This is a genomic window from Mesorhizobium sp. B4-1-4 (assembly GCF_006439395.2).
Classification (GTDB): domain Bacteria; phylum Pseudomonadota; class Alphaproteobacteria; order Rhizobiales; family Rhizobiaceae; genus Mesorhizobium.
In genome coordinates this window covers 2654866-2678305 of the sequence record NZ_CP083950.1, presented here as the reverse complement: position 1 = coordinate 2678305, position 23440 = coordinate 2654866, and the positions used below count along the sequence as shown (strand labels likewise).

Annotated in this window: 23 protein-coding genes; 11 read left to right on the top strand and 12 right to left on the bottom strand. The window is 64.4% G+C overall.

Features of this window, described 5'->3' with window-relative positions:
- Both ada and FJW03_RS13005 read right to left on the bottom strand, forming a co-directional pair.
- Positions 1 to 1128, bottom strand: a complete 1128-nt coding sequence (ada, locus tag FJW03_RS13010; RefSeq protein WP_181173360.1) for a bifunctional DNA-binding transcriptional regulator/O6-methylguanine-DNA methyltransferase Ada — start codon at positions 1126 to 1128, stop codon at positions 1 to 3.
- A gap of 82 nt (positions 1129 to 1210) precedes the next feature.
- A complete protein-coding gene (locus tag FJW03_RS13005) occupies positions 1211 to 1903 on the bottom strand; it encodes a winged helix-turn-helix transcriptional regulator (RefSeq protein ID WP_140767005.1) in 693 nt (230 codons plus the stop codon).
- A gap of 178 nt (positions 1904 to 2081) precedes the next feature.
- Here FJW03_RS13005 and FJW03_RS13000 point away from each other — a divergent pair, with 178 nt between their 5' ends.
- Both FJW03_RS13000 and FJW03_RS12995 read left to right on the top strand, forming a co-directional pair.
- A complete protein-coding gene (locus tag FJW03_RS13000; protein ID WP_140767006.1) occupies positions 2082 to 2408 on the top strand; it encodes a DUF1330 domain-containing protein in 327 nt (108 codons plus the stop codon).
- A 121-nt stretch (positions 2409 to 2529) separates the two neighbouring features.
- Positions 2530 to 3066: a hypothetical protein gene (locus tag FJW03_RS12995; protein WP_181173357.1), complete on the top strand. Its 537-nt coding sequence runs from the start codon at positions 2530 to 2532 to the stop codon at positions 3064 to 3066.
- Positions 3067 to 3204: 138 nt separating this feature from the next.
- Here FJW03_RS12995 and FJW03_RS12990 read toward each other — a convergent pair whose 3' ends face one another.
- Positions 3205 to 4275 carry a phosphatase PAP2 family protein gene (locus FJW03_RS12990; protein WP_140767007.1) on the bottom strand — a complete coding sequence of 357 codons (1071 nt, stop codon included), beginning with the start codon at positions 4273 to 4275 and terminating at the stop codon, positions 3205 to 3207.
- 208 nt (positions 4276 to 4483) lie between these two features.
- On the bottom strand, positions 4484 to 4933 hold the full coding sequence (locus FJW03_RS12985; protein WP_140612927.1) for an ester cyclase: 450 nt from the start codon (positions 4931 to 4933) through the stop codon (positions 4484 to 4486).
- Positions 4934 to 5166: 233 nt separating this feature from the next.
- On the opposite strand from FJW03_RS12985, the gene FJW03_RS12980 reads away from it, so the two are divergent.
- Positions 5167 to 7266, top strand: coding sequence for an EAL domain-containing protein (locus tag FJW03_RS12980; RefSeq protein WP_140767008.1), 2100 nt, complete (start codon positions 5167 to 5169; stop codon positions 7264 to 7266).
- Here the strand turns inward: FJW03_RS12980 and FJW03_RS12975 are convergent.
- Positions 7261 to 7461 carry a hypothetical protein gene (locus FJW03_RS12975; protein WP_181173358.1) on the bottom strand — a complete coding sequence of 67 codons (201 nt, stop codon included), beginning with the start codon at positions 7459 to 7461 and terminating at the stop codon, positions 7261 to 7263. The genes FJW03_RS12980 and FJW03_RS12975 overlap by 6 nt on opposite strands.
- 213 nt (positions 7462 to 7674) lie before the next feature.
- Between FJW03_RS12975 and FJW03_RS12970 the strand changes: the two genes are divergently transcribed.
- Complete coding sequence (locus FJW03_RS12970; protein ID WP_140767010.1) at positions 7675 to 8391, top strand: 3-keto-5-aminohexanoate cleavage protein; 717 nt, start codon at positions 7675 to 7677, stop codon at positions 8389 to 8391.
- Between the two features lie 84 nt (positions 8392 to 8475).
- Here the strand turns inward: FJW03_RS12970 and FJW03_RS12965 are convergent, their stop codons facing one another.
- Positions 8476 to 9159 carry a YoaK family protein gene (locus tag FJW03_RS12965; RefSeq protein ID WP_140612923.1) on the bottom strand — a complete coding sequence of 228 codons (684 nt, stop codon included), beginning with the start codon at positions 9157 to 9159 and terminating at the stop codon, positions 8476 to 8478.
- Between the two features lie 205 nt (positions 9160 to 9364).
- Between FJW03_RS12965 and FJW03_RS12960 the strand changes: the two genes are divergently transcribed.
- Entirely contained in the window at positions 9365 to 9949 is a 585-nt protein-coding gene (locus FJW03_RS12960; protein ID WP_140767011.1) for a cytochrome b, read from the top strand.
- A 358-nt stretch (positions 9950 to 10307) separates the two neighbouring features.
- Here FJW03_RS12960 and FJW03_RS12955 read toward each other — a convergent pair whose 3' ends face one another.
- The 3 genes from FJW03_RS12955 to FJW03_RS12945 are packed head-to-tail and all read right to left on the bottom strand — an operon-like array spanning position 10308 to position 14264.
- A complete protein-coding gene (locus FJW03_RS12955; RefSeq protein WP_226890645.1) occupies positions 10308 to 11429 on the bottom strand; it encodes a serine hydrolase domain-containing protein in 1122 nt (373 codons plus the stop codon).
- A 47-nt stretch (positions 11430 to 11476) separates the two neighbouring features.
- Positions 11477 to 13081 (bottom strand): ABC transporter substrate-binding protein, encoded by a 1605-nt coding sequence (locus FJW03_RS12950; protein ID WP_140767012.1) that lies wholly within the window; start codon positions 13079 to 13081, stop codon positions 11477 to 11479.
- Between the two features lie 49 nt (positions 13082 to 13130).
- Positions 13131 to 14264 (bottom strand): NAD(P)/FAD-dependent oxidoreductase, encoded by a 1134-nt coding sequence (locus tag FJW03_RS12945; protein WP_140767013.1) that lies wholly within the window; start codon positions 14262 to 14264, stop codon positions 13131 to 13133.
- Positions 14265 to 14400: 136 nt separating this feature from the next.
- Here FJW03_RS12945 and FJW03_RS12940 point away from each other — a divergent pair, with 136 nt between their 5' ends.
- Positions 14401 to 15018 carry a helix-turn-helix domain-containing protein gene (locus FJW03_RS12940; RefSeq protein WP_140767014.1) on the top strand — a complete coding sequence of 206 codons (618 nt, stop codon included), beginning with the start codon at positions 14401 to 14403 and terminating at the stop codon, positions 15016 to 15018.
- A gap of 41 nt (positions 15019 to 15059) precedes the next feature.
- Positions 15060 to 15347 carry a hypothetical protein gene (locus FJW03_RS12935; protein WP_140767015.1) on the top strand — a complete coding sequence of 96 codons (288 nt, stop codon included), beginning with the start codon at positions 15060 to 15062 and terminating at the stop codon, positions 15345 to 15347.
- A 73-nt stretch (positions 15348 to 15420) separates the two neighbouring features.
- On the opposite strand, the gene FJW03_RS12930 is transcribed toward FJW03_RS12935, so the two are convergent.
- The gene (locus tag FJW03_RS12930; protein WP_140767016.1) at positions 15421 to 15804 is read right to left on the bottom strand and encodes a YybH family protein; all 384 of its coding nucleotides are present in this window, start codon (positions 15802 to 15804) and stop codon (positions 15421 to 15423) included.
- 267 nt (positions 15805 to 16071) lie between these two features.
- On the opposite strand from FJW03_RS12930, the gene FJW03_RS12925 reads away from it, so the two are divergent.
- Positions 16072 to 16776, top strand: coding sequence for an SDR family oxidoreductase (locus FJW03_RS12925; RefSeq protein WP_140767017.1), 705 nt, complete (start codon positions 16072 to 16074; stop codon positions 16774 to 16776).
- A gap of 82 nt (positions 16777 to 16858) precedes the next feature.
- Here FJW03_RS12925 and FJW03_RS12920 read toward each other — a convergent pair whose 3' ends face one another.
- The gene (locus FJW03_RS12920; protein WP_140767018.1) at positions 16859 to 18115 is read right to left on the bottom strand and encodes a cytochrome-c peroxidase; all 1257 of its coding nucleotides are present in this window, start codon (positions 18113 to 18115) and stop codon (positions 16859 to 16861) included.
- A gap of 380 nt (positions 18116 to 18495) precedes the next feature.
- Here FJW03_RS12920 and FJW03_RS12915 point away from each other — a divergent pair, with 380 nt between their 5' ends.
- Together FJW03_RS12915 and FJW03_RS12910 are read left to right on the top strand one after the other, a co-directional pair.
- Positions 18496 to 19719, top strand: coding sequence for an IS481 family transposase (locus tag FJW03_RS12915; protein ID WP_226890446.1), 1224 nt, complete (start codon positions 18496 to 18498; stop codon positions 19717 to 19719).
- 831 nt (positions 19720 to 20550) lie between these two features.
- Complete coding sequence (locus tag FJW03_RS12910) at positions 20551 to 22083, top strand: acid phosphatase (protein ID WP_140767309.1); 1533 nt, start codon at positions 20551 to 20553, stop codon at positions 22081 to 22083.
- 44 nt (positions 22084 to 22127) lie between these two features.
- On the opposite strand, the gene FJW03_RS12905 is transcribed toward FJW03_RS12910, so the two are convergent.
- Positions 22128 to 22685: a DUF922 domain-containing Zn-dependent protease gene (locus FJW03_RS12905; RefSeq protein WP_140767312.1), complete on the bottom strand. Its 558-nt coding sequence runs from the start codon at positions 22683 to 22685 to the stop codon at positions 22128 to 22130.
- Positions 22686 to 22834: 149 nt separating this feature from the next.
- Here FJW03_RS12905 and FJW03_RS12900 point away from each other — a divergent pair, with 149 nt between their 5' ends.
- A complete protein-coding gene (locus FJW03_RS12900) occupies positions 22835 to 23329 on the top strand; it encodes a hypothetical protein (protein WP_226890644.1) in 495 nt (164 codons plus the stop codon).
- Positions 23330 to 23440 lie beyond the last annotated feature (111 nt).

Sequence of the window (23440 nt, the reverse complement as noted above, 5' to 3'; positions counted from 1 at the left end):
TCAGCCCCGCGAAGACCGGCGGGCGTTGTCGGCTGCTTTCATCGACCCGCCGGCCTCCCGCTCGAGCAGCGCGCGTTTGCGCTCGGCGCCCCAGGCATAGCCTGACAGGGTCCCGTCCTTGCGGATCACGCGATGGCAAGGAATGGCTATGGCATGCGCGTTGGCGGCGCAGGCGGCCGCGATGGCACGGGTCGCCTTCGGCGCACCAATGCGCTGTGCGATCTCGGCGTAGGATATGGTGCCGCCGACCGGGATATCCCGCAAGGCCTGCCAGACGCGCTGCTGGAAGGCGGTGCCGCGCACGTCGAGCGGCAGGTCGAGACCGAGTGCCGGCGCCTCGACGAAACCGACGACGCGGGCGACCAGCGCCTCGTAGTCGCGTTCGCCGCCGATCAGCCGCGCCTTGGGGAAACGGTCCTGCAGGTCGCGCACCAGCGCGTCCGGGTCGTCGCCAAGCAGGATCGCGGCGACGCCTTTTTTGCTCGATGCGACCAGGATGGCGCCGAGCGAGGATTCGCCTACGGCGAAGCGGATGTCTTCGTTGGCGCCGCCGGCGCGGTAGCGCGTTGGCGTCATGCCGAGCATGCCGGTCGATTTCTCATAGAAGCGCCCGCTCGAATTGAAACCGGCATCGTAGATCGCGGTTGTCACGCTGACGCCGTCTTCCAGGCTTTGGCGGACCCGGGCGGCCCGGTGCGCGGCGGCATAATCCTTCGGTGTCAATCCGGTGGTCGCCCTGAAGACGCGATGGAAGTAGCCGGGGCTGCGGCCGGCCGCGACCGCCAGCTGGTCAAGCGAGGGTTCTTCCTCGCTGTCCTCGATCATGCGGCAGGCCTTGGCGACCATCGCGGCATTGCCGGCATCGATCGACGGGCCATCCGGGTTGCAGCGGCGGCAGGGGCGGAAGCCGGTCGCCTTCGCCTGGGCCAGCGTGTCGTGCAGCTGCACATTCCTGGGGTTGGCACGCCGCGATGGACAGGAGGGCCGGCAATAGACGCCGGTGGTCGCCACCGAATACCAGAATTTGCCGTCAGCCGACTTGTCGCGCCTGACGATCAGCCCCCAGCGCGGATCATCGGCAACCGGCAGTGGTGTTGGTTTCAGGTCTCTTTGCCGCGTGATGAACATGGCGACATTGAAACCCCCAAGGGCCGGCTCCGCCACCCGTTTCCTGCCAAGTGTCCCAGGATCGCTGAGGCTCGCCTCGCTCCTATGCCGCCCGCTTGGGCTCCACCGCGAACGGGCTTAGCCCGAGCCAGGCCTGCATCTTCCTGCCGATCGCCTGATCGCCGGTCAGGGCCACCTTCGCGCCGGCCTTCTCGACGCTGAGCAGCCCCATCCAGATCGCCGTCATCGTGTAGAGGTCCGTGGAGACATAGAGGTCGACGTCGAAACCCGGATCGTACCAGCACAGATCGACCTCGCCGTGCTTCTCGACGATCAGCCACCACGAGCGTTTGGACGCCGGAAGCTCCTGATACAGGAATTGTATCACCGTGCGCCCCTCGGGTAGCGGCGAGGGGTTCAGGTTGCGCCGCATGTCCCACATCAACAGCGATGGATCGAGGTTCTTGAGCGACAGCCGGGACTCCACCCATTTCTGTCCCCAGAAGCCCATTGCCTCGACGACCGGGCGCAAATCCCGGCCGGCTTCCGTCAGCCGATAATCGAAAATCCCCTTCTCGCCCTGGACCTCCTTGCGCTCGACGATGCCGGCGAGTTCAAGCTCCTTCAGCCGTTGCGACAGAAGGGTTGGCGACATTTTGGGGACGCCGCGGCGCAGGTCGTTGAAACGGGTGGAACCCGCCACCAGTTCGCGCATCAGCACCATCGTCCAGCGGGTGCACAGCACCTCGGCGGCCATCGATAGCGGGCAGAACTGTTTGTATCCGTGCTGGACCATGGTCGACGTCCCTCCCTCGAACCTGGGCGCAACATTAGGCTCTCGTGAAGGAAGCGGCCAGTACGGAAACTGTACTGGCCCGGTACAGATCGCGGACTGGTTGGCGCGGGCCCGGTCATGCGAGCCCTTTGGCCGGTTGCACGGGATCCCCCTGTGCGCCGCAACCAGGAGACTACCCATGACCGCATACGTCATTGCAGACATCAAGGTGAAGGACCCGAAATGGGTGCCGGCCTACGCCGCCTCGGTGCATGACCTCGTCCACAAGCATGGCGGCAAATATCTGTCGCGCAGCGGCAATGTGAAGACGCTTGAAGGCGAGCCGCTCGACACCACGCTGATTGCGCTGATGGCCTTCCCGTCGGAAGCGGCGGCACGCGCCTTCGCCAACGATCCTGCCTATGCGCCCTTCGTTTCGGCGCGTCAGGATGGCAGCGACAGCCGCTTCCAGCTGATCGACAACACCGATCTGGCCGGAACGATCCCGTATCTGCCGAAGGGATGACCCTTCCCGGTATTTCTTGCACCCTATCCGGGATCACCAAGCAACAACAGCCACAGCGCTTGCCTGTCGGGCCTCCGTATTTCCGGCGGCCGGCCCGCTGTGCATTTTCAAGAAGAATGGAATGAGCATGACAATGAACTTTCGCAACAGGCTTTTCATGGCCGCGGCCGTGCTGTGCGTCTGCACAGGCGTTGCGCAGGCGCACCAGGAGGCGGCTGAAGCCGCATCCGGTCCCAATCCGCTGGCCGACAAGGTGCGGGCAGCGAACAGCCGGTTTCTCGACGTCAGGGCGGCTATGGCCGAAGGCTATGCGCCCATTCCCTGCGCCAGCGGCATCACCGGAGGCGCCATGGGCATCCACTACGTCAACGGCCAATACCTGAAGGACGACAAGATCGACATCGCCCGTCCTGAAGCCGTGATGTACGAGCCGATGGCCGACGGCACGCTGAAGCTGGTGGCGGTTGAATACATCACCTCCAAGGGTCCGGCATCGCTGGAAGGACAGCTGTTCAACTTCAACAGCGCGCCCAACCGCTATGGCCTGGGTGAGTTCTACGAACTGCATGTCTGGGCCTGGAAGGGTAACCCGACCGGCACCTTCGCCGACATGAACCCGAAAGTGTCGTGCGAACACGCGATGGCGCCAAGCCAGTAAGCCGGCAGGGGCGGGCGGCGCCAATGCCGCCCGGCCGTTGTCCGAAGTTCCGTCGACTTTTGTCGATCACCGCCGGCATCAGCCATGAGGCGAAGCAGATGATTTCTCGCTGCCGCTGACGATGTCAGACAGGCCTGATCATCGCGATACGGGTTCGGGCATTGGCAGCCCGATCCCGGTGATCTCCCTTTTCCTTTGCGGCAGAACGAAACGCCCGGTCAGGTACCAGAGCATGGACACGACCAGGATCGAGAGATAGCCATCCACCGCATAATGCCAGCCGGTGTAGACCGATCCGAACAGGATGAGTGCCGCAAAGCACCAGCCGGCGACGGCCCAGCGGCGGCCGAAACCGCTGAGGAAGAAGGCGTTGAGCGTGGCGATGGCGACATGCATGCTTGGCATCGCGGTGATGCCGGTGCCTAACTGGGATCTGCCGCTCTCATGTGCGTCGAGCAGATAGTTGGCGGCGAATCTTACCGGCAAGGCATGCGGGTCAGCCATCAGCGCGGCCAGCACCCCGGCAAATCGGTCGTCGCCGTAGAACCGCTCGTAGAATATCGGCCCGGTGGACGACAGTGTGATTGCAAGAACGGTGCCGCATACCAGCATGGTGAGCGCGAATGCCCAGAGGTAGCGGAGGCGCCGGGCGGGATCGTTCCAGAAGGCGACGAAGAGCACGACGCCGAACCATTGCATGAACCACCAGGACATGTAGGCCTTGAAAACCAGCATGGAGGCGGGCTCTGAAACGATGCTGTGCGTCCATACCCAAGGATCGATGCCGTGCAGCGAAAGATCGATTTCGGCCAGCTTGGGATCGGCATAGTAGGGCACGATCTCCGGTATGGTGATCCTGAACGCCGTGAAAGCGGTGATGCCGAGAAAGAACAAGAGGACGACCCGCGCTCCCCCCGGCCCACGTTCCTTGAGCATGTGCACCATGAACTCTATTGGCCTTGCCCCACCGAATATCAGGGCCGCCAGTCCGAGACCAACCACCAGGAGAACCGGCAGCACGCTGAGGAATGTCCCGAAATACTGTATGGACAGCCGCAGGTAACGCTCCGGCCGAAGGCAAACCGCCGTCAAAACATAGGCCAGACACAAGGCCGTCAGCAGCCAGCCGCTCCTGGTTGCTACGCTATCCAGGCCAAGAAGGACACCGGAGCGACCATCCTCGCCGCTCCGCCCGGTCTGCATGCTCATCGAAGGACGCCCCGTCAGCCGCTTAAAACCCGATTACTATTTCACATGCTATGTATTACCGGTTTGTTACACTTTGTTCAAAGTAAATCCTCGAGATATTAGATGTATATAATACGTTATTTGTTTTCAAGAATTTGTTGACCAAGATGCAGCACGTCCGCTTCACCTGTGAAGGCGGACCACCGCCGCGACGGCGATGGCCCTTCGATCAGGCGGGCTTGATGAGGCCGAGCTGGGTGAGGGCGGCGACGCCGTCATCGAGGCCGATTTCCTCGACGATCCTGCCGTCGATCACCTTCAGCACGGTGGTGCCGGTGAAGCGCATGGCGCGGCCGGTGGCGGCGGGGAGCGAGCCGGCGAGGAAATCGCCGAAGGCCGGGCCGGTATGCGTGCCGCCGCCCTCCCACTGGCCGACGACATAATCGCCCTCGGCAATGAGATCGGCGGTCGCCCAGAAGTTGAGGTCCGGGAAGGCGGCGCGGAAATCGGTCATGAAGGCCTTGATGTCGTCGCGGCCCCGGCGCGGCTCATGCAAGGAATATTTGAGCAGCATGTCGGGTGCCGCGATGTCGTCGACGACGGACAGATCGCAGGTTTCACCCCAGAAGTCGGTGAACCAGCGGACGACGACCGCCTTGTTGTCTTCCTGTTTGGTCATTGCGAGGTCCTTTATGGTGTTTGGCAGGGATCGGCGGTTTTCGCCGACCCGGGATAAGCGATAAGGCCATCCCGGACCCGCAAAACTCCGGTTCTTGCCCGCCAATCGAAAGCCAATGACGGCGGGCCGGCGGACGGCGAGGCGCCTATTTTCATCTCCCGCGAGGCCGAGTAACGGTTTCTTCTCTGGTTCTGCGGCAGATTGTCCGATGGTGGGGGCGGGCGAAGCAGGACATGGCGCGTCAGGACAAGAAAAATCGTAGCGGAGCATTCTGGGCCAAGGCGCTGGAGCGCGCCCATCTCGGCGTCTGGGACTGGGATCTGCGCACCAGCGACTGCTTCTATTCGGCCACCTGGGCGCGCATGCTCGGCTATGACGAGGATGAACTTGCCAACACCAGCGACCTGTGGCTGCAACTCACCCATCCCGACGACCGCGAGCGGGCGCTGGCCAGCGGCGACCGCCATATTGCCGGACTGACCGATACCATCGAGACCGAACTCCGGCTGAAGCACAAGCAGGGCCACTGGGTGTGGGTGCTCGACCGCGGCGGCATCGTCGAGCGCGGCGCGGACGGGCAGCCGCTGCGGCTGATGGGCGTGCAGACCGACATCTCGAAGCAGAAAGCGGCCGAAGCCGCGCTCGAACAGGTCAATGTGCGCTTCCGCCTGGCGCTCGCCGCCAGCGGCACCGGCATCTGGCATTTCGACATCGCCACCAACAAGAGCTATTGGGACGCCCGCACCAGGGACATATTCGGCCTTGTCGCCGATATCGACGAGGTGCCGGGCGACCTCTGGCACAGCTATCTGCACCCCGACGACAAGGAAGCCACCGAGCGCGCCCACCGGGCTCCGCTCGAAACGGACGGCGTCATCGCCAATCAATATCGCATCATCAGGCGCGACGGTGAGATCCGCCATATCGAATCGCTGGTGCGGTTCATTGCCGCCGCGGGTGCCGCCGGCCAGATCCTCGGCACGGTGCGCGACATCACCGAGGACAAGCTGCGCGAACAGGAGCTTGCCTTCGCCGCCCGTCACGACGCGCTGACCGGCCTGTGGAACCGCGCCGCCTTCGACAGGCTGCTCGCCGACCACATCGCCACGGGCGTGCCGCTGGCGGTGTTCTATGTCGATCTCGACTACTTCAAGGCGCTCAACGACTTCGCCGGCCACGCGGCTGGTGATCTGGCGCTGAAGAGCGTCTCGGCGGGCATTGGCCGCTGCCTGCCGCCCTCGGCGCATGCGGCGCGGCTCGGCGGCGACGAGTTTGCCCTGCTGGTGCCCAATTGCGACGCGGCGCGAGCCGAGCCATTGGCCGTCGCCATCCTGGCGGCCGTGCGCGGCGCCGATCTCGGTCTTGCAGCGACCTCGCGGCGGCTCGCGGCGAGCATCGGCATCGCGATCGTCGACGATCACGCCACCACGGTGGCCGACGCGCTGGCCTGCGCCGACGACGCCTGCTACGCGGCCAAGGCCGCGGGACGCGATCGCTTCGCGGTGTTTTCGGCCGAGGCGGCCTCGGGCGGCCTCAACGCGGCGCGGCTCGCCGCCGACACGGTCAACGCCATGGATGACGGCCGTCTGAAACTGTTCGGCCAGGAGATCCACCGGCTGGGCCGGCCCTGGCAGGAAAGCCGCCATGTCGAGGTGCTGGCGCGGCTGGCCGGGCGCGGCGGCAAGCTCATCCCGCCCAGTGAATTCATCCCGGCGGCCGAGCGCTTCGGCATTGCCGCCAGGCTCGATCGCTGGATCATCCGCACGGCGCTCTCGCTGCATGGCCCGGCGATGAAGTCCGGCGCGATCACGCTTGGCTTCAACCTGTCGGCGCAAACGCTGAGCGACCCCGGTCTGTGGGACTTCGTCGACAGCATCATCGAGGAAACCGGGGCGCCGCATTCCGGCATCGGCTTCGAGATCACCGAAACCGCGGCCGTCACCAATTTCGACGCAGCCGAGGCGTTCGTGCGCAAGGCGCGCGAGCGGCGATGCCGTGTCAGCCTCGACGATTTCGGCGCCGGCATGAGCTCGTTCGAGTATCTCAGGCGCTTTCCGGTCGATGCCATCAAGATCGACGGCTCCTTCATCGAGCATATCGCCGAGAGCCGCTTCGACCGCGAGATCGTCTCAGCCATAGCGGGCATTGCCCGCGGCGTCGGCTGCGGCGTCGTGGCCGAGAAGATCGAGCAACCGGAGACGCTCGACGTCCTGCAGGCCATGGGGGTCGATTTCGGCCAGGGGTTCCTGCTGCACCGGCCTGAACCGCTGGAGCAGATCGTTATCCGCGCGACCAGGCCGGCAAGCAGGGCGCTCACCCGCAAGGCGTCATGATCGTAAGGCTTGCCGCACCGTCGTTTGCGGGAACTCCAGCGCGCCTGCCTCGGGGCACCTGTGCTGTGCTTCAGCCACCATCTCGATCAGCAGGTCGAGGGCCTCGCAGGCCGAGCGGCTCGTCCCGTCATTGCCGCGCAAATAGTCGTAGGCGCGTTCGAGGTGGATACGGGCGGCCGAAAAATCGCTGGTCAATGGTTCCTCCATTACCTCGCCCTAATATACCTTGGGCCAACTGGTGGAACGCGGGGTAAATATCCACAGACGGTTTTTATTCAAATGCGGGGAGGAGCTTGGCGAAGGGCACGGCAGCTTCGGCAGCCGCGCTGTCAGGAGTGACATTGCCTGGTCTTTGCGAGCGTGTCCTGTACGACTAGACTGCGGCTCTTCCTGCCCCGAGGTGGTGCCATGATCGTCCAGGCCTGCATCAACGGCGCGCGTCCGCGTGATTTCCATCCAGCGTTGCCGCTGACGGCGCGAGCGATGGCCAGCGACGCCGCGGCCTGCGCCGCCGCCGGTGCGACCGAACTGCACATCCATCCGCGCGGCGGCGACGGGCGCGAAAGCCTGGCCGTCGACGCGACGGTTCTTGCGGTGCGCGGCGCCTGTCCCGGCACGCTGATAGGTGTGTCGACCGGCGCCTGGATCGAGAACGACGTCGCGCGCACCCGCGAGGCAATCGCCGGCTGGCGCGAGCTGCCAGACTATGCCTCGGTCAATCTCTCCGAGGCCGACGCGCCGGCCGTGATGGAGCTGTTGCGCCAACGCGGCGTCGGCATCGAGGCCGGGCTTGCCACGACGGCCGACGCGGAACGGTTTGTGGCGCTTGCCGGCCACAACCGGGTGCTGCGCATCCTGATCGAGATCGACATGCAGGACCTGTCCGCCGCGCTTGACGAGGCGCAGGGCATTGCGGCCGTACTCGAGCGCGCCGAAGTGCGGCGGCCGATCCTGCTGCATGGCGTCGATACCACAGTCTGGCCGTTCGTCGAGCTTGCGCGCCGGAAGCGTTGGTGGACGCGAGTCGGGCTGGAAGACGGCAAGACGCTGGCGGATGGCAGCACGGCGAAGGACAATGCGGAAATCGTTGCGGCTGCGGTGGCGGTTTTTCGCGGCGAGGCTTGATGAAGCCAGCAGGCGGCAGGCGCCGTCAGACACTTGCCAGGCCTTGGCCATGGGCCGATCGGGACACCGATTGAGGTTCTTCCGCTAGCTGGGTTCCCCCTCGGGCGCGGAAAGCCGCAGCAGCAGCGCGATGAGCGCAATCACCGGCGGCACGGCGAAGCACCAGATGTTGGCGAAGGCATAACCGAGAGCGGCGGCCGCGCAGCCGGCGGCGAATACGGCGACCGCCGCGGCCATGCGCTTGAGGCGCGCCACAATAGCCGGCCGGGCGTCCGGGACCACGCCGCCGATGAGGTCCCCGAGATCGATCATGATCTGGGTGGTGGTGCCGGTCATCAGCGTCGAGGGCGGCGCGGCGGCCAGATGGACCCGATGCACCGCGTTCTGGATCGCCATCGCGGCGACCAGCACCATGCCGGTGAGGATCGCGGCGGCGCTGTCGCCGCTGGCAAAGGGGCCAAACCGGATCGCGAGCGCGGCCCCGATGACAAGCAGCGCCAGCTTGGCTGCCAAGAGCACGCCGAGCGCCGGTCGTCCGCGCCTGCGCAAGCGCTCGCCGGCAAGCCGGGTCAGGATGACCACGACGCAGAACACCGGCAGCGCCAGGAGCTTCGCCAGCACGCCTGAAATGCCGAGTACCAACGAGGCACCCAGGGTGACGAAATTTCCCGTCACATGCGCAGTGAACAGGCCCTGCAGCGCCAGGAAGCCGGCCGTGTCGACATAACCGCCATTGAGGCTCAACAACAGCGGCAAAGTGGGTTTCATGGCGGCGGCCTCGCGTCCGGGGATCAGACAGCGTCTCATATCCCGGCGCAGCGTTCCACCTCCATGCGGCGCCTCCGTCTTCGCATCCGCCGGGCGCATCCCGTCACGCGTCACGGGATAGAAGCCACTTGAGGAACAATTGAAATGAGGGCACGTTCAGGGAGGGGTGCGGGAGGAACGTGTCCAACTGTTTCGGAGCTCTCGCATGTCGCTGTCCGGCACGACAACCCGCTACGGAGGCCTCGCCCAGGCATTGCACTGGCTGACGGCATTACTGGTGCTCATAGCCTTCCTGGTCTCGGCGGGTGGCCCGCCGGAGCGCGTCTATTCGGCGGCCAGGGCGTCGACGCTGCGGCTTCACGAGTCGCTCGGCTTCGCCGTTTTCTGTCTGCTGGTCATTCGCCTGGTCTGGCGCCCGTTCGACCGTATTCCCGAAGCCCCGGCCATGCCCACCTGGATGGAGGTCGCCTCGAAGGCAACGCACTGGGCGCTCTACGCGCTGCTGTTCGCGGTCCCGGCGACCGCCATGCTCGGTGCATGGTTCGGCGGCCACCCGGTGACGGTCTACGGCCTGGGGGCGATCGGTCCGTTTTCCGGCACCTGGGGCGCTCCGCTGGCGGAGATCCACGGCACGCTTGGCGATATCATCATGTGGCTCGCCGGCCTGCATGCAGCCGCGGCCATCTTCCATCACGTCTTCCTCCGCGATCGCGTGCTGAGCCAGATGGTGCCGGGCCTGCCCGATCCATCGTCCGGGCAGAAGTGGCTGAACGCGGCCAATCGAGAATGATCCGGATCGCCTGATCCACCACAGGGTGCATGCCGCTCGCCTGGAAGCCGGCCGTGTCGACATGGCGGTGATTGAAGCTCAGCAGCAGCGGCAAAGTTAGTCTCGCGTCCGGGAGATCTCATATCCCGGCGCGGCTTCCACCATCCCGGAGCGCCGCGTAGGAAAGTTTCTGAAACAGGGCCGATTGTTATTTCAGCAACATGTCGTGGAAATGAAGCAGCTTTTGGAAGTTGATCGAATCTGACATATGGATTCTGCTATTGCAGAAATTGAGGATGTTTCTGAAATATGGATTTTGCCAGCCTATAGATTGGGACGTGAGGCTGTCTGAAGGCAGCAGTTCGATTTCCTACCCAGATCACAGCCGCAAGATTGTCGCGATCGCCTGATCCACCACCGGATGCATGCCGCTCGCCTGGAAGGACAGGCGGTTGCCGGAGCCGACATTGCTGGTCATGGCGATGGTGAGGCCTGACGCGGGATCGTGCAGCATGACGGCGACGTAGCCCGGAATGCTGCCCTGGTGGCCGTAGAAGGCGCGATCGGCATAGGCGCTCTGAAACATGCCCGCACCCGTCTCGCGCATGCGGGTGCCGGGGAAGCTTGCGGGAACGCGGTGTTCGAACATCTCCGCGAAGAAAGGCGGCGACAACAGCCTGCCGGAGAACAGGCCGCGCATGAAACCCACCATGTCGGATGGCGTCGACACCATGTCGCCGCAGCCATAGGCGGCGGAGAACGGGAAGGAGTCGGAAGAATCCTGCAGTTCGTTGGAATAGGGCAGGACGCCGTCCATGCGCCACATCTCGCCGCCCGAGGCGATGTCGGTGGGCGCGTCCGGCGCCGGCGGCGGGCGGTGGTAGTAGCCGCGCACCATCGACTTTTCCGGAAAAGCTTCGGTCGCCGGCGACCAAGTGTTGTCCAGGCCGAGCGGCTGCAGGATCGCGCTCCTGACATAGGCGCCGAGCGACTGTCCGGAAACGGCCTCGATCACCATGCCGGCCAGGACATAACCGGTATTGTTGTAGACGGCCGGGCCGCCCGGCGCCTTCTGCTTGTCGGAGGCGAAGGCGATGTCGACCAATTGCCGGGGTGTCCATTGCCGGCTCGGATCCATCGGAATGTAATATTCGAATTCCGGCAGGCCGCTGCGATGGTTGATCAACTGGCGCACCGAAATATCTTTCGCCCCCGGCAGGTCCGGGAACCAGGCGGCGATCGGCGCGCCGAGATCGAGCTTGCCGTCTTGAGCAAGCTTGACGAGTGCCGCGGCGACGAAGGCCTTGGTGCAACTGCCGATCTTGAACAATTGGTCCGATGTGACGGCGACATTGTGCTGCCGGTCGGCGAGGCCGGCGGCGAGGGCTGTTGGCGCCGCGCCATCGAGCGCATAGGCCAGCGAGGCACCCACCGCGCCATCGGCGAGGTAGCGGTTGAGAAGGGCGGTTAGGTTTTCACGCATGGTGGTCTCGCTTGTCATTTCGTTCTTCCCTTCTCCCACAAGGGGGAGAAGGAAGAAGATGCATCCTACTCCGCCATGTCGACGGCGGCGAAATTCTGTCGGCCGAAGGGGTCGAGCACGTAGTTGAGCACGCTCTTGCGGATCGGGATCGCCACCACCGAATGGGCGATCGGCGCCACCGGCACCTCGTCCTTCAAGATCGCCTGCGCCTTCCCGTAGATCGCCGCGCGTTGCTTCGGGTCGGCGGCGACGCGGCCTTCATCCAGCAGTTTTTCGAAGTCCTTGTCGCACCAGCGCGAGCGGTTGGAGCCGCCCTTCACGCCGTCGCAGGACAGGAGATAGCTCAGCATGTTGTCGGGATCGCCATTGTCGCTGCTGCCGCCGAGCAGAAACGCGTCCTGTTCGCCCGCCGCGGTGCGTTTGAGATATTCGCCCCATTCGAAGCTGACGATCTCGGACTGGACGCCCACCTTCGCCCAGTCGGCCTGGATCATCTCGGCCATGCGCTTGGCGTTGGGGTTGTAGGGGCGCGACACCGGCATCGCCCAGAGGCTGATCTTGAGGCCGCTCTCGTGGCCGGCTTCCTTCAGCAGTTTTTTGGCACCGTCGGGATCATAGTCGATGCCGGCATCGGTGACGGCGCCGAGCTGCGCCGGCGGCACGACGCTGCCGGCCACGGTGCCGGCGCCGGCATAGACGGCCTCGACGATCGCCTTGCGATCGATGGCCTTGGCCAGTGCGGTGCGCACGCGCTTGTCGCCCAACGGCTGGTGTTCGACATTAAAGCCGAGGATGCCGATGTTCTGGCCCTTGAGGTCGAGCACGGTGATGTCGGGATCATTGCGCAGGTCGGCGACCGCGCTTGGCGGCGGCGGGGCGGCGACCTGGCATTCGTTGGCCTTGATGCGCTCGACGCGGCTGGTCGGCTCGGGCGTTATGGCGAAGACCAGCGTGTCGATCTTCGGCGCGCCGCGCCAGTAATTTTTGTTGGCGGCATAGCGGACCTGGCTGTCGGGCACATAGGCCTGAAGCACGAACGGCCCGGTGCCGACCGGCATGCTGTCGATCAGCTCCGGCGTGCCGGCCGCGACCATCTTCTCAGTCTGCTCCAACGACAGGATGGAGAGATAGTCGAGCGCGATGCCGGCGAGGAAGGTGACGTTGGGCGCGGTCAGCGTGAAGCGCACGGTGTAGTCGTCGACCTTGTCGATCTTGTCGATCAGCGTGCCCATGCCGAGCGCATTGAAATACTCGTAAGAGCCGCCGCCGAGCTTGTGATAGGGATTATTTGCATCGCGCTGGCGGTTGAAGGTGTAGAGCACGTCGTCCGCGTTGAAGTCACGTGTCGGCGTAAAGTGCTCGTTCGACTGGAACTTCACGCCGTGCCTGAGGTGGAAGGTGTAGCTCTTGCCATCGGGCGAGACATCCCAGCTTTCGGCCAGCGCCGGCCCGATCTCGGTCGTGCCCGGCTTGAACTCGACCAGCCGGTTGAAGATCGTCTTGGCGGCGGCGTCCATGGTGGAATCGGCGATGCCGATCGCCGGGTTGAAGGTTTCGGGATTGGCTTCGGAGCAATAGACGAGCGTTTTGGCATAGGCCTGCCCGCCGAGAAGGACGGACGAAGCCAGAAGGGTCGAGGTAAGCACTGCGCGCAGAAGGGTGGATTTCATCGCAAACGCTCCTGATGACACTTTACGGGTTGAGGGAAGGGCATGAACTTCATGGCGTCGCCGCCGGGACAAGGAAGCGGTCGGGCGCCAGCGCTGCGGCAGTGACGCCAAGGGCCGTGACGTCCGCAGGCAATGGCTCGCCGCGCATCAGCGCCGCGCTTAGCCTGGCCAGTGTCAGCGACACCTGGAAGCCGTAGCCGCCCTGTCCGCCGAGCCAGAAGAAGCCGGGCAGGCGCGGGTCGAAGCCGGCGACCGGCGTGCGGTCGGGCGCGAAGGTGCGCAGGCCCGCCCACGGCGTCGACGGGCGGCCGATGCGCATCGACGTCGCCTGCTCGATGCGGTCGACGGCGATGGCGACGTCGATGTCTTCCGGGTACGCGTCGCAAGGCTCGCTATCGGTTTCGTCGGCCAGCGAGCCGATCAGCCTGCCGGCATCCGGCTTGAAGTAGAACTGTTCGTGCAGGTCGACGACCAGCGGCCAGCCGGATATGTCCATGCCGGCGGGCGGGTCGAACAGGAAGGCGGTGCGCCTTTTCGGCTGGAAGCCGAGGCCGGAGAGCCCCGCCATGCCGGCGACGACATCGACCCAGGCGCCGGCGGCGTTGACGACGATATCGGCCGTATAGACACCCGCATTCGTCTCTACCCGCAGGCCGCCGCCATCGGGCGAGATGGCGCGGACCTCCTCGCCGGTGCGGATGATGCCGCCGCCGGCTTTGAGCGCCGAGGCGCTTGACCCCAGCATCTTGCCGGTATCGACATCCACCGCGTCCGGCTCGTAGACGCCGCCGCAGGTGGCCTCGGCGGCGATGACCGGAACCAGCGCGTGGAGTTCGGCCGACGTCAGGCGGCGCACGCTTGGCACCAGCGCCTGCAATTCGCCGGCCAGCCTGTCGATGGCGGCGTCATCGCCGCTCCAGCCGACATGCAGCGCGCCGCGCTGATGGGCGACGAAGCCGCCCGCGACTATTCGCTGCCGGCTGGCCAGCGTCAGCCCGCGCACCACCCGGTTGCCGTAGGTCTCGGTGAACAGGGCGGCGGAGCGGCCGCTGGCGTGGTAGCCGAGATGCGGCTCGCGCTCGAGGACGGTAACATCGGCCCAGTTCGCCACCGCGGCAGCCACTGACAGGCCGGCGATGCCGCCGCCGATGACGACGATTTTCTTGGGAGAATTCGACCGCATCCATCAGTCGTAAAAATAATTTCGTATTCAGTCAATATTTAGCATATAAGAAAATTGCTGGCGTCGTTGATGATGGTGGGGAGTTGGACTACCTAGAATGAACAGGCGGCGGAATCGCCGCGCCATGGAGCTGACAATGTCGGAGCAACCGAACCTCGGTGATTGTCTGCGCGCCTTGAGAAAAACGCATGGCTGGACCTTGCAGGAAGTCAGCGCGCTGACCGGCGTCGCGGTTTCGACGCTGTCCAAGGTCGAGAACGACCAGATGTCGCTCAGCTATGACAAGCTCTTGCAGATCTGCGAAGGGCTCGGCATCCATGTGACGGAGCTGCTCAGCGGCGACCGCAAGCAGCCGGCGGCGCGCACCCGCCGCTCGGTGACGTCACAGTCCAACACGCTGCGCCAACTCACCCGCAACTACGACTACCGGTATCTCGCCACCGACCTGGTGCGCAAACGCATGGTGCCGATCCATGCCTATGCGCGCGCCCGCACGCCGGAGGAATTCGGCCCGCTGACCCGGCATGCCGGCGAGGAATTCCTGATCGTGCTCAAGGGCGAGATCGAACTGCACACCGACCAGTACGCGCCGGTGCGGCTGAGAGAGGGCGAAAGCGTCTACATCGATTCCACCATGGGCCACGCCTACCTGTCGGTGGGCGAGGGCGACGCCGAGATGCTCTGCGTCTGTTCCGGCGACGAACCCGACATGGAAGGCACGCTGCTCAGCGTGCTGGAGACGGTGGATGGGTAGGGGCTTCCTATTCCGGGGGCGGCGTTTTGGAATTCATACAGATGATGCGGCGGACAACGAATCGGCGCTATTATTCGTCGGCGAACCGAATGGGGGTGGCTGTGCGAGAATTGCCAAGGAATGTCGATGCGGACGCAGTCATCGAGATCGGCCGCTACCTGGATGATCAGGCCAAGCTCGCACCGATCTCGCTCTCTCACGCAATCGAGGCCGTTCGAAAACTGGTCGAAACCGAGTTGAACGACTTCGACCTCGAACAACTGATCATCGAGAGTGCGGCGGCGCGCCATCTGGCCTTGCTGCTGGACACCGACAGCAGCCGGCGCTGACATCTCAGCAGCGCTGACATGTCATCGGAGGTGATCCGGCTATCGATGCCGGATACGTGCCTGTCGATGCTGGCTATTCCTTTTTCGTCGCAAGAAGGTTCGCATCGCGCGCGACGCGCCATTGGCCGTCCTTCTCCTTGCGCAGCAGCGTCAGCGTATATCCCGAACGATGGACGCTGCCATCCGGCGAGGTGACGCTCATTTCAATGCGGTTGCGGATAAAGGCCCAGTCCCCAAGCAATTGCAGTTCCACGATTTCGCTCGTTCCGTCTATCTTCGCGTCGGCCATGCCTTGCGAGGCCTTGGCGAAGGCCGCCTTGCCGAACGGCTCCCGGCCGGGAACCATGAAGACCACGTCATCGGTCATGAGCGAGAGAACGGTCGTTATGTCACCGCTCTTGCTGGCACTCATCCAGGTGTCGACCACCTGCCTGATGGCTTTCTCGTCTTCATTCATCGGATAGTCCTCCGCAAGCTGGGGCAACGATTGGCGCCTGGCCGGATGAGTTCGGGAATCGGCGAGGGCAAAGATAGGGCGGCCTCGGACATCAGCAATAAAGGCTGTTGCTGCCCAGCTCGCTCAGGGCTGGCCGGTGGCGCCGGATTGCGTTGAGTTTTTCTGCAGGCTGAATTCAGTCTTTCCGGTTCGAACTGGCCGGTAAAACCGGCTATATCGACGCCGAGGCGGCAGTTCCGTTGCCGGCCAACCCGAGAGGAAAACCCAATGAGTTCAGAAAAAACAGCTGTCATCGTGGCCGGCGGCAGCGGCATGGGGGCGGCGGCGGCCAAGCGGCTGGCGGCCGACGGGTTCAAGGTCGCCATCCTGTCATCGTCGGGCAAGGGCGAGGCGCTGGCCATGGAGTTGGGCGGGCTCGGCGTCACCGGCTCCAACCAGTCGAACGACGACCTGCAGCGCCTCGCGGACCTGACATTGGAGCGCTATGGCCGCATCGACGTGCTGGTCAACAGCGGCGGCCACGGGCCACGCGCGCCGATCCTGGACATCACCGACGAGCAATGGCACACCGGCATGGATGTCTATCTGCTCAACGTCATCAGGCCGGTGCGCATCGTGGCGCCGCAGATGGTCAAGCAGAAGGGCGGCGCCATCATCAACATCTCGACGGCCTGGGTCGCCGAGCCGAACGCGATGTTCCCGACGTCGGCCGTGTTCCGCGCCGGCCTTGCCGCCTACACCAAGATCTTCGCCAACACCTATGCGGCAGACAATGTGCGCATGAACAATGTGCTGCCCGGCTGGATCGACAGCCTGCCGACCACAGAGGAGCGCCGCGACAGCGTGCCGATGCAGCGCTACGGCACGTCGGAGGAGATTGCAGCGACCATCGCCTTCCTGGCATCGGAAGGCGCCGGCTACATCACCGGCCAGAACATTCGCGTGGATGGGGGTGTTATTAGGGCGCTGTGAGGTAGGGCAGTAGGGCAGTAGGGCAGTAGGGCAGTAGGGCAGTAGGGATCCCCCTCTCCCTCAAGGAGAGAAGGCAAGGGCGTCACCGCTGGTCCGCGTCGGTCAGCGTGCCGAGAAAGGCGACGATATCGTCGATCTCGGCATCGGTCAGCGCCGGCTTGCCGCCAGGCTTTTTGCCGTTGAAGGGCGGCTCCCGGTTGAGGTTTGGCCAATAAGCCTTTGGCAGATCGTCATATTTGTTGACAGTGCCGTCGGCGTTGCTCGGATACCAGTGGCCCGGATCGGTGTCGCGGCTGGCGTAGAAGGCCACCGCGTCGCGCAGCGTGTGGAAGCGGCCATTGTGGAAGAAGCTCTTCCGCAGTGCGACGTTGCGCAGCGTCGGCGTCTCGAACAGGCCGCAATATTCGGTGCGGCCCTTGAAATCGGTGCGTAGCGGGCCGCACAGGCCAAGATCGGCGTAGGCGGGATCGGCATTGGCCGGAATGGCCGGATTGCGCGGCACGGCGATGGCGATCAGGCCGAAATCGGTGAATTGCGGCGGCTCGCCGTCATTGGCGGGCTCGCTGAGATGACAGCTGGCGCAATTGCCCTTGGCTTCGTCCTCGAACAGCGCGCGGCCGCGCAATTCCCGGGCGGAGAGTGTTGCCTTGCCGGCGAGGAAGGCGTCGTAGCGGCTGGAATAGGGATAGAAGTCGGCGGCACTCTGCTCGAAAGTGCCGAGCGCCTCGACGGCGGCGCCGAAAGCATCGTCCGGGCGGTCGAACACGTCGTCGCCGAAGGCCGCCTTGAGTTCGTCGGCATAGGCGGCCTTGCGCAAGACCGCGGCGACGGCGGCTTCATCCTTGTTGGCCATCTCGAAAGGCGAGAGCAGGGGGATCTTCGCCTGGTCCTTGCCGTGGTCGGCGCGGCCGTCCCAGGTCAGGCCGCCGGTCGGGCCATTGTCGACGCTCTCGTCGCCCTCATCCTCGGAATCGTGGAAATGCTCGGTGAAGGCGGGCGCCGCCTGCAGATAGCGCAGCGAGGGGACCGCGCGGACGCCCGGCCGGTCCAGGTTCAGCCCGCCCATCTCGACCGGCGCGGCCGAAGCCGGGCCGAAGGCGTGGCGCGGGTCATGGCATGACGAACAGGCCTGCTTGCCCGATGCCGACAGCGAGGGTTCGAAGAACATTTTGCGACCGAGCGCGGTCAGGGCCTCGGCCCGCGCGAAGGCTTGCGCGCATGATAGCGGCCCGGGATGAACGCTGCCGGCGCCCGCGCGGACGATGGTTGCAGAGAAGATCGCGGCGATGGCCAATAGCGAAGCGGCGACGGCGCGGTTCTTCCATTGTGCGACTGGCATCTCGGCTGGTCCGTTTCTGGTCCGTCAATCTGGGATCGGCATTGCTACGGCTTGATGACCGTGCGTCCCGACCGCTTTGTCCAGATCGGCAGCGTTCCTTCCCCTCTGTCCTGCCGGACATCTCCCCCCCGCAAGCAGGGCAATCGCATATGGCGTCGCCCTACGAATACCCCCGCCCCTAACCCCTCCCCACAAGGGGGAGGGGAATCTCGTAAACGCCGATCTCGACAATTTCCCAAGTTCGGCGCTGAATATGATCAACTAGGCGCGCGGCAGCGTTCCCTCCCCCTTGTGGGGAGGGTGTAGAGACCGGGGAGATGGTGGACAGGCGTTCGGAGACATCGTGGACACTTCCCGAGCATCGAATCGGGAGGGACGGAATGCCGTTTTGCGAGGTGTCCGCGATGGCTCAGAAGCGAGAGTTCGTGATGTTTGCCTTGAATGAGGGGGCGAACGTTCGAGAGCTTTGTCGACGGTTCGGGATCAGTCCGACGACCGGCTACAAATGGATCGAGCGGTATCAGGCGGAAGGGCTGGCCGGGCTGACCGAGCGATCGCGCCGCCCGCACTCGAGTCCGCAGCGCACCGCTTGGCAGGTTGAGGCGAAGGTGTTGGAGGTACGCGACAAGAGCAACAACGTCTGGGGCGGCCGCAAGATCAAGGGGGCGCTGGAGAAGGATAGTGAGCTCGAAATCCCGGCGGCAAGCACGATCACCGCGATCCTGCGCCGTCACGAGCGGCTGACGGAGGCTGGAGCGGCGCAACATCCGGGACCATGGCAGCGCTTCGAGCGGGAGACCCCCAACGAGCTGTGGCAAATGGACTTCAAGGGTCACTTTGCCATCCATAGCGGCCGCTGCCATCCGCTCACCACGCTCGACGACCATTCGCGCTTCAACCTGGTGCTTTCTGCCTGCGGCAATGAGCAGGGCCGAACGGTGCGCGGGGAGCTGGAGATTGCCTTTCGCCACTATGGTTTGCCGCTGGCGATGCTGATGGATGGCGGCCCGCCGTGGAGCGATCCCGGCGGCGAGCCCTACACCGTGTTCAGCGTTTGGTTGTTGCGGCTTGGCATCCGCGTCCTGCACGGTCGACCGCGCCACCCCCAGACGCAAGGCAAGGAAGAGCGCTTCCATCGCACGCTGAAAGCCGAAGTGATCAGCGGGCGAAGCTTCGGCGATCTCGCCGATTGTCAGCGGGCCTTCGACCAATGGCGTCCGCGTTATAACCACGAACGGCCGCACGAGGCACTCGACATGGCGACGCCGGCCGAGCGGTACCGGCCGAGCCCACGCTGCTTCCCTGAGGTGTTGCCCGCGATCGAATACGGACCAGGTGACAAGGTCCGCAAGGTCGACAGCGATGGCTTCATCAGCTTCAGGAACCGACCTTGGCGGATCGGCAAGGCCTTCCGCGGCGAGCTGGTGGCACTTCGCTCCACTGACCAGGATGGCCTCTTCAGCGTGCACTACTGCTCGCATCGGATTGCCACCCTTGACCTGCGCTCCACCGACAGGGAGGCCTGTGGACTTGTGGACAACGCTAAGCCTTGCCCACAGGGTCCACACCCCAAACAACAACAAAAACAACCCGTCTCATCATGATGAAAAAATGTGTCCACGATGTCCCCGAACACCTGTCCACCTTGTCTCCGGCACAAACAGGAGGGTTAGGGTGGGGGTCCCTCTTCGCAAGAATCCACATGCGATTACCCTGCCCCCCGCAAGAGGCCGCAAGGGGGGAGATCGGTAGGTTTAGCGGCAGCTCCCTTCAAACTTTGGTGATTGGCAGAGGCGGCTGTCACCCCTTGTGGGCAGGGCGAGCGCAGAAGGATTCTTACGCAGAAGGACCCCATCCTAACTTGCCGGGGCGAGCCACGGGTCTCGCCCGTCCTACGGACCCCCACAAAAGGGAGGGAATGCTGCCGCGCGCCCTTTGATCCTATTTTAGTGCCGAGCTTCGGCAATCTGCCGAGATCAGCGCCCACAGAGTCTCCCTCTCCCTTGTGGCACGGCTATCGCGTATGGAGTCTTGCGAAGAGGGACCCCCACCCTAACCCTCCCCACAAGGGGGAGGGAATGCTGCCGCGCGCACCTTTACTTACGCCTTGGGATCGAAAACCATGCTCAATTTTGCCAGGATCGGCGTCAACGGAAGTCTCCCTCCCCCTTGTGGGGGTCCGAAGGACGGGCGAGACCCGTGGCTCGCCCCGGCAAGTTAGGGGTGGGGGTATTCGTAGGGCGAAAGCCTCGGCTTTCCATATGCGATTGCCGTGCCCCATGCGGGAAGATGTTCGGCAGAATAGAGGGGGCGCTGTCCCGCCAGCTTTCTTCGTGCCTCCTTGCGTCATCCTTGTCCTGTCACAAAGCTGACAAGCGCCGGCCCTAGCGTCGAACAGTTCCTCCAGCCATCCCCAGCCACGAGGCATCTTCCCCATGACCCGATCCTTCCTTTCTCTCTGCCTCGCCTCCACGGCGCTGGCATCGTTCGCTGGCGCTGCCCACGCCGCCCCTCCCGGCTACGACAAGATCGACACAGTCGTCGTCATTTATGCCGAGAACCGCAGCTTCGATAATCTTTATGGCGGCTTCCCCGGCGCCGACGGGCTCGCCAATGTTTCGGCCGACCAGGCGCGCCAGCTCGACCGTGACGGCAAGCCGCTTGCGGAACTGCCGCCGGCCTGGGGCGGGCTGACCGGCAAGGGCGTGACGCCGGCGATGACGGAGGCCCAGACCGCGCATCTCGCGAATGCCGTCTTCTCGATCGACGACCCCAAGGGTTTCAACGAGAATATGGCGGTCGTCACCCGCGACCTCTGGCACCGCTTTTATCAGGAGCAGATGCAGATCGATGGCGGAAAGAACGACAAGTTCGCCGCCTGGGCTGATTCCGGCGGCCTGGTGATGGGCCATTATGATGGCTCCAGCCTGCCGATGTGGTCGGTGGCGAAAAAATATGTGCTGGCCGACAATTTCTTCCAGGGCGCGTTCGGCGGCTCCTTCCTCAACCACTTCCAACTCGCCTGCGCCTGCGCGCCGTTCTATCCGCATGCCGACACCAGCCCGGCGAAGGGGCAGATCGCGGCCGTCGAGGCCGACGGCAAGACGCTGAAGGTAGCCGACAATTCGCCGGCCTCGGCATTGGGCGGGGCGCCGAAATTCGTCAATGACGGCGCCATCACGCCCGATTTCTACGCCGTCAACACCATGCAGCCGCCCTATCAGCCGAGTGCCAATAAGCCGGTCGAAGGCGGCGACAAGGCGCTTGCCGACCCGGCGCAGCCGAGCACGCTGCCGCCGCAGCACGACATCACCATCGGCGACCTCCTGTCGCTGAAAGGCATCGACTGGGCCTGGTATGCCGGTGCCTGGCAGGCCACGCTCGACGGCAAGAACGCGACGCCGGTGCCGAATTTCCAGTTCCACCATCAGCCGTTCAACTATTTCACGGCCTACGCGCCCGGCACCGCTGCGCGGACCGAACACCTCAAGGATGGTGGCATGGGGGGCTCCGAGTTCATCAAGGTGATCGACGAGGGCAAGCTTCCGGCTGTCGCCTTCTACAAGCCGCAGGGCAACCTCAACGAGCATGGCGGCTACACCGATGTCACCAGCGGCGACCAGCACCTTGCCGATCTCGTTTCGCATCTGGAGAAGAGCCCGCAATGGAGCCACATGCTGGTGGTCATCACCTATGACGAGAATGGCGGCTTCTGGGATCATGTCGCGCCGCCCAAGGCCGATCGCTGGGGCCCGGGCAACCGCGTCCCAGCCTTCATCATCTCGCCCTATGCGAAAATGGGCACGGTCGACCACACGCAGTATGACACGACGTCGATCCTGCGCTTCATCACGGCGCGTTACGACTTGCCGGTGCTCTCCGGCATCGTCGCCCGTGACAAGGCGCTTGCCGTGAATGGCGAGCCGCCGATGGGGGATCTGAGCGCGGCACTTGACCTGAACCGGTAAAGGCGGCCGAGGCAAAAGGGGCCATCGCGTCGCGAAGGCCCCTCTCAGCCGCCAGTGACCAAGGCAAGAATGAGCTTCTGCAGATTGCCGCCCTGACCGAGTTCGACGCGGTCGAAATCGCGGCTGGACTGCCGCTGCGCCTGCGAGAGTTCGGACAGGCGCTTGGTCATTTCAGTCCGGATTTTGCTGCATTGGGGATCATCCGGGACCGTGAGGCCGACGGTCGCCGCCTCGATCTTGCGCACCATGTCGACAATGCTCGCGCCATGCACTTTCTCATGGGCGCTGACGCCGGCGAGGAAAACCTCCCAGTTCTTCTGGACGGCTGACGGCAGCGGCGCGGTGGGACTGGGCAAGGTGTAGGTGATGATCAGCTTCGGCTTGGCCGACACCAGCACGCAGGCCCCGCCACGCGCCTGATAGTCCCTGGTCCAGGTCAGCTTGAAATTGGTGTGTGCGATGGCGCGGGCAATGCCAACATTCGGCCCGTTCTCGCCGATCGACCGGTAGAGCTCCAGCCCCGACTGGCCCGATATGGCATAGGTCTCCACCGTCTCGACCGGCTTCCAGCCGGCCGCGGCGGCTGCCAGGGGCCAGGCCATCAGCGCGACCGGCAAAAGACGCAGATGAACATGGTTTCTCGGCACCACTCTCTCCAAATCGGGACCGGATGTTTTGCCGAACAGGGCAATGTCGCCGGACTGCTTTTCCTATATGCTGCCGGCGGGTGCTGCAATGTGCGAGGGAAGTCATGAAAGCGGGATACTTCTTCGTTTGTGCCATGACCGTATTGCAGGCCGCGCAACCGGCTGCTGCCGCATCGTGCAGCGGCTGGAACGCGAAGATGGAGGAAGACGAGGGCGGCAGCGTGCTGACCGCCTCGGTCTGCGGCGGGCCGAAAGCCGATGCGCGCCTGATGCTGACCTGCTTCGATAATCCGGTGCTGAGCTATGATCTGGGCGCCGGCGGCCAGCAACTGGAGCCCGGCATCAGCGGCGCCTTCGATTTCAAGGCCGACGGCAAGACGGTGACCAAGACACTGCAGCTTGAAGCCATGTACAATTATTTCGTGGCGGACCTGGCCAAGACCGATCCGCTGCTCGACCTGTTGCGCGGGAAGGGCGAGGTGAGCGTGAGCGCGGACAAGTATGGTGCGAACAGCTTTCCGCTGAAGGGCTCGGGCGGGGCCATCGGCAAGGTGCTGGCGCAGTGCGGCAAGACCAAGCCGGCCGATGATGCGGATTGAGTCTGAAAGGTCGCGCCGCCCCTCATTGTCCTGCCGGACATTTCTCCCCGTATAGTGACGGGGAGAAAGGCGCCGGCCGCGACGCCGGCGTCCTTTCCGCAGCGTTGATAA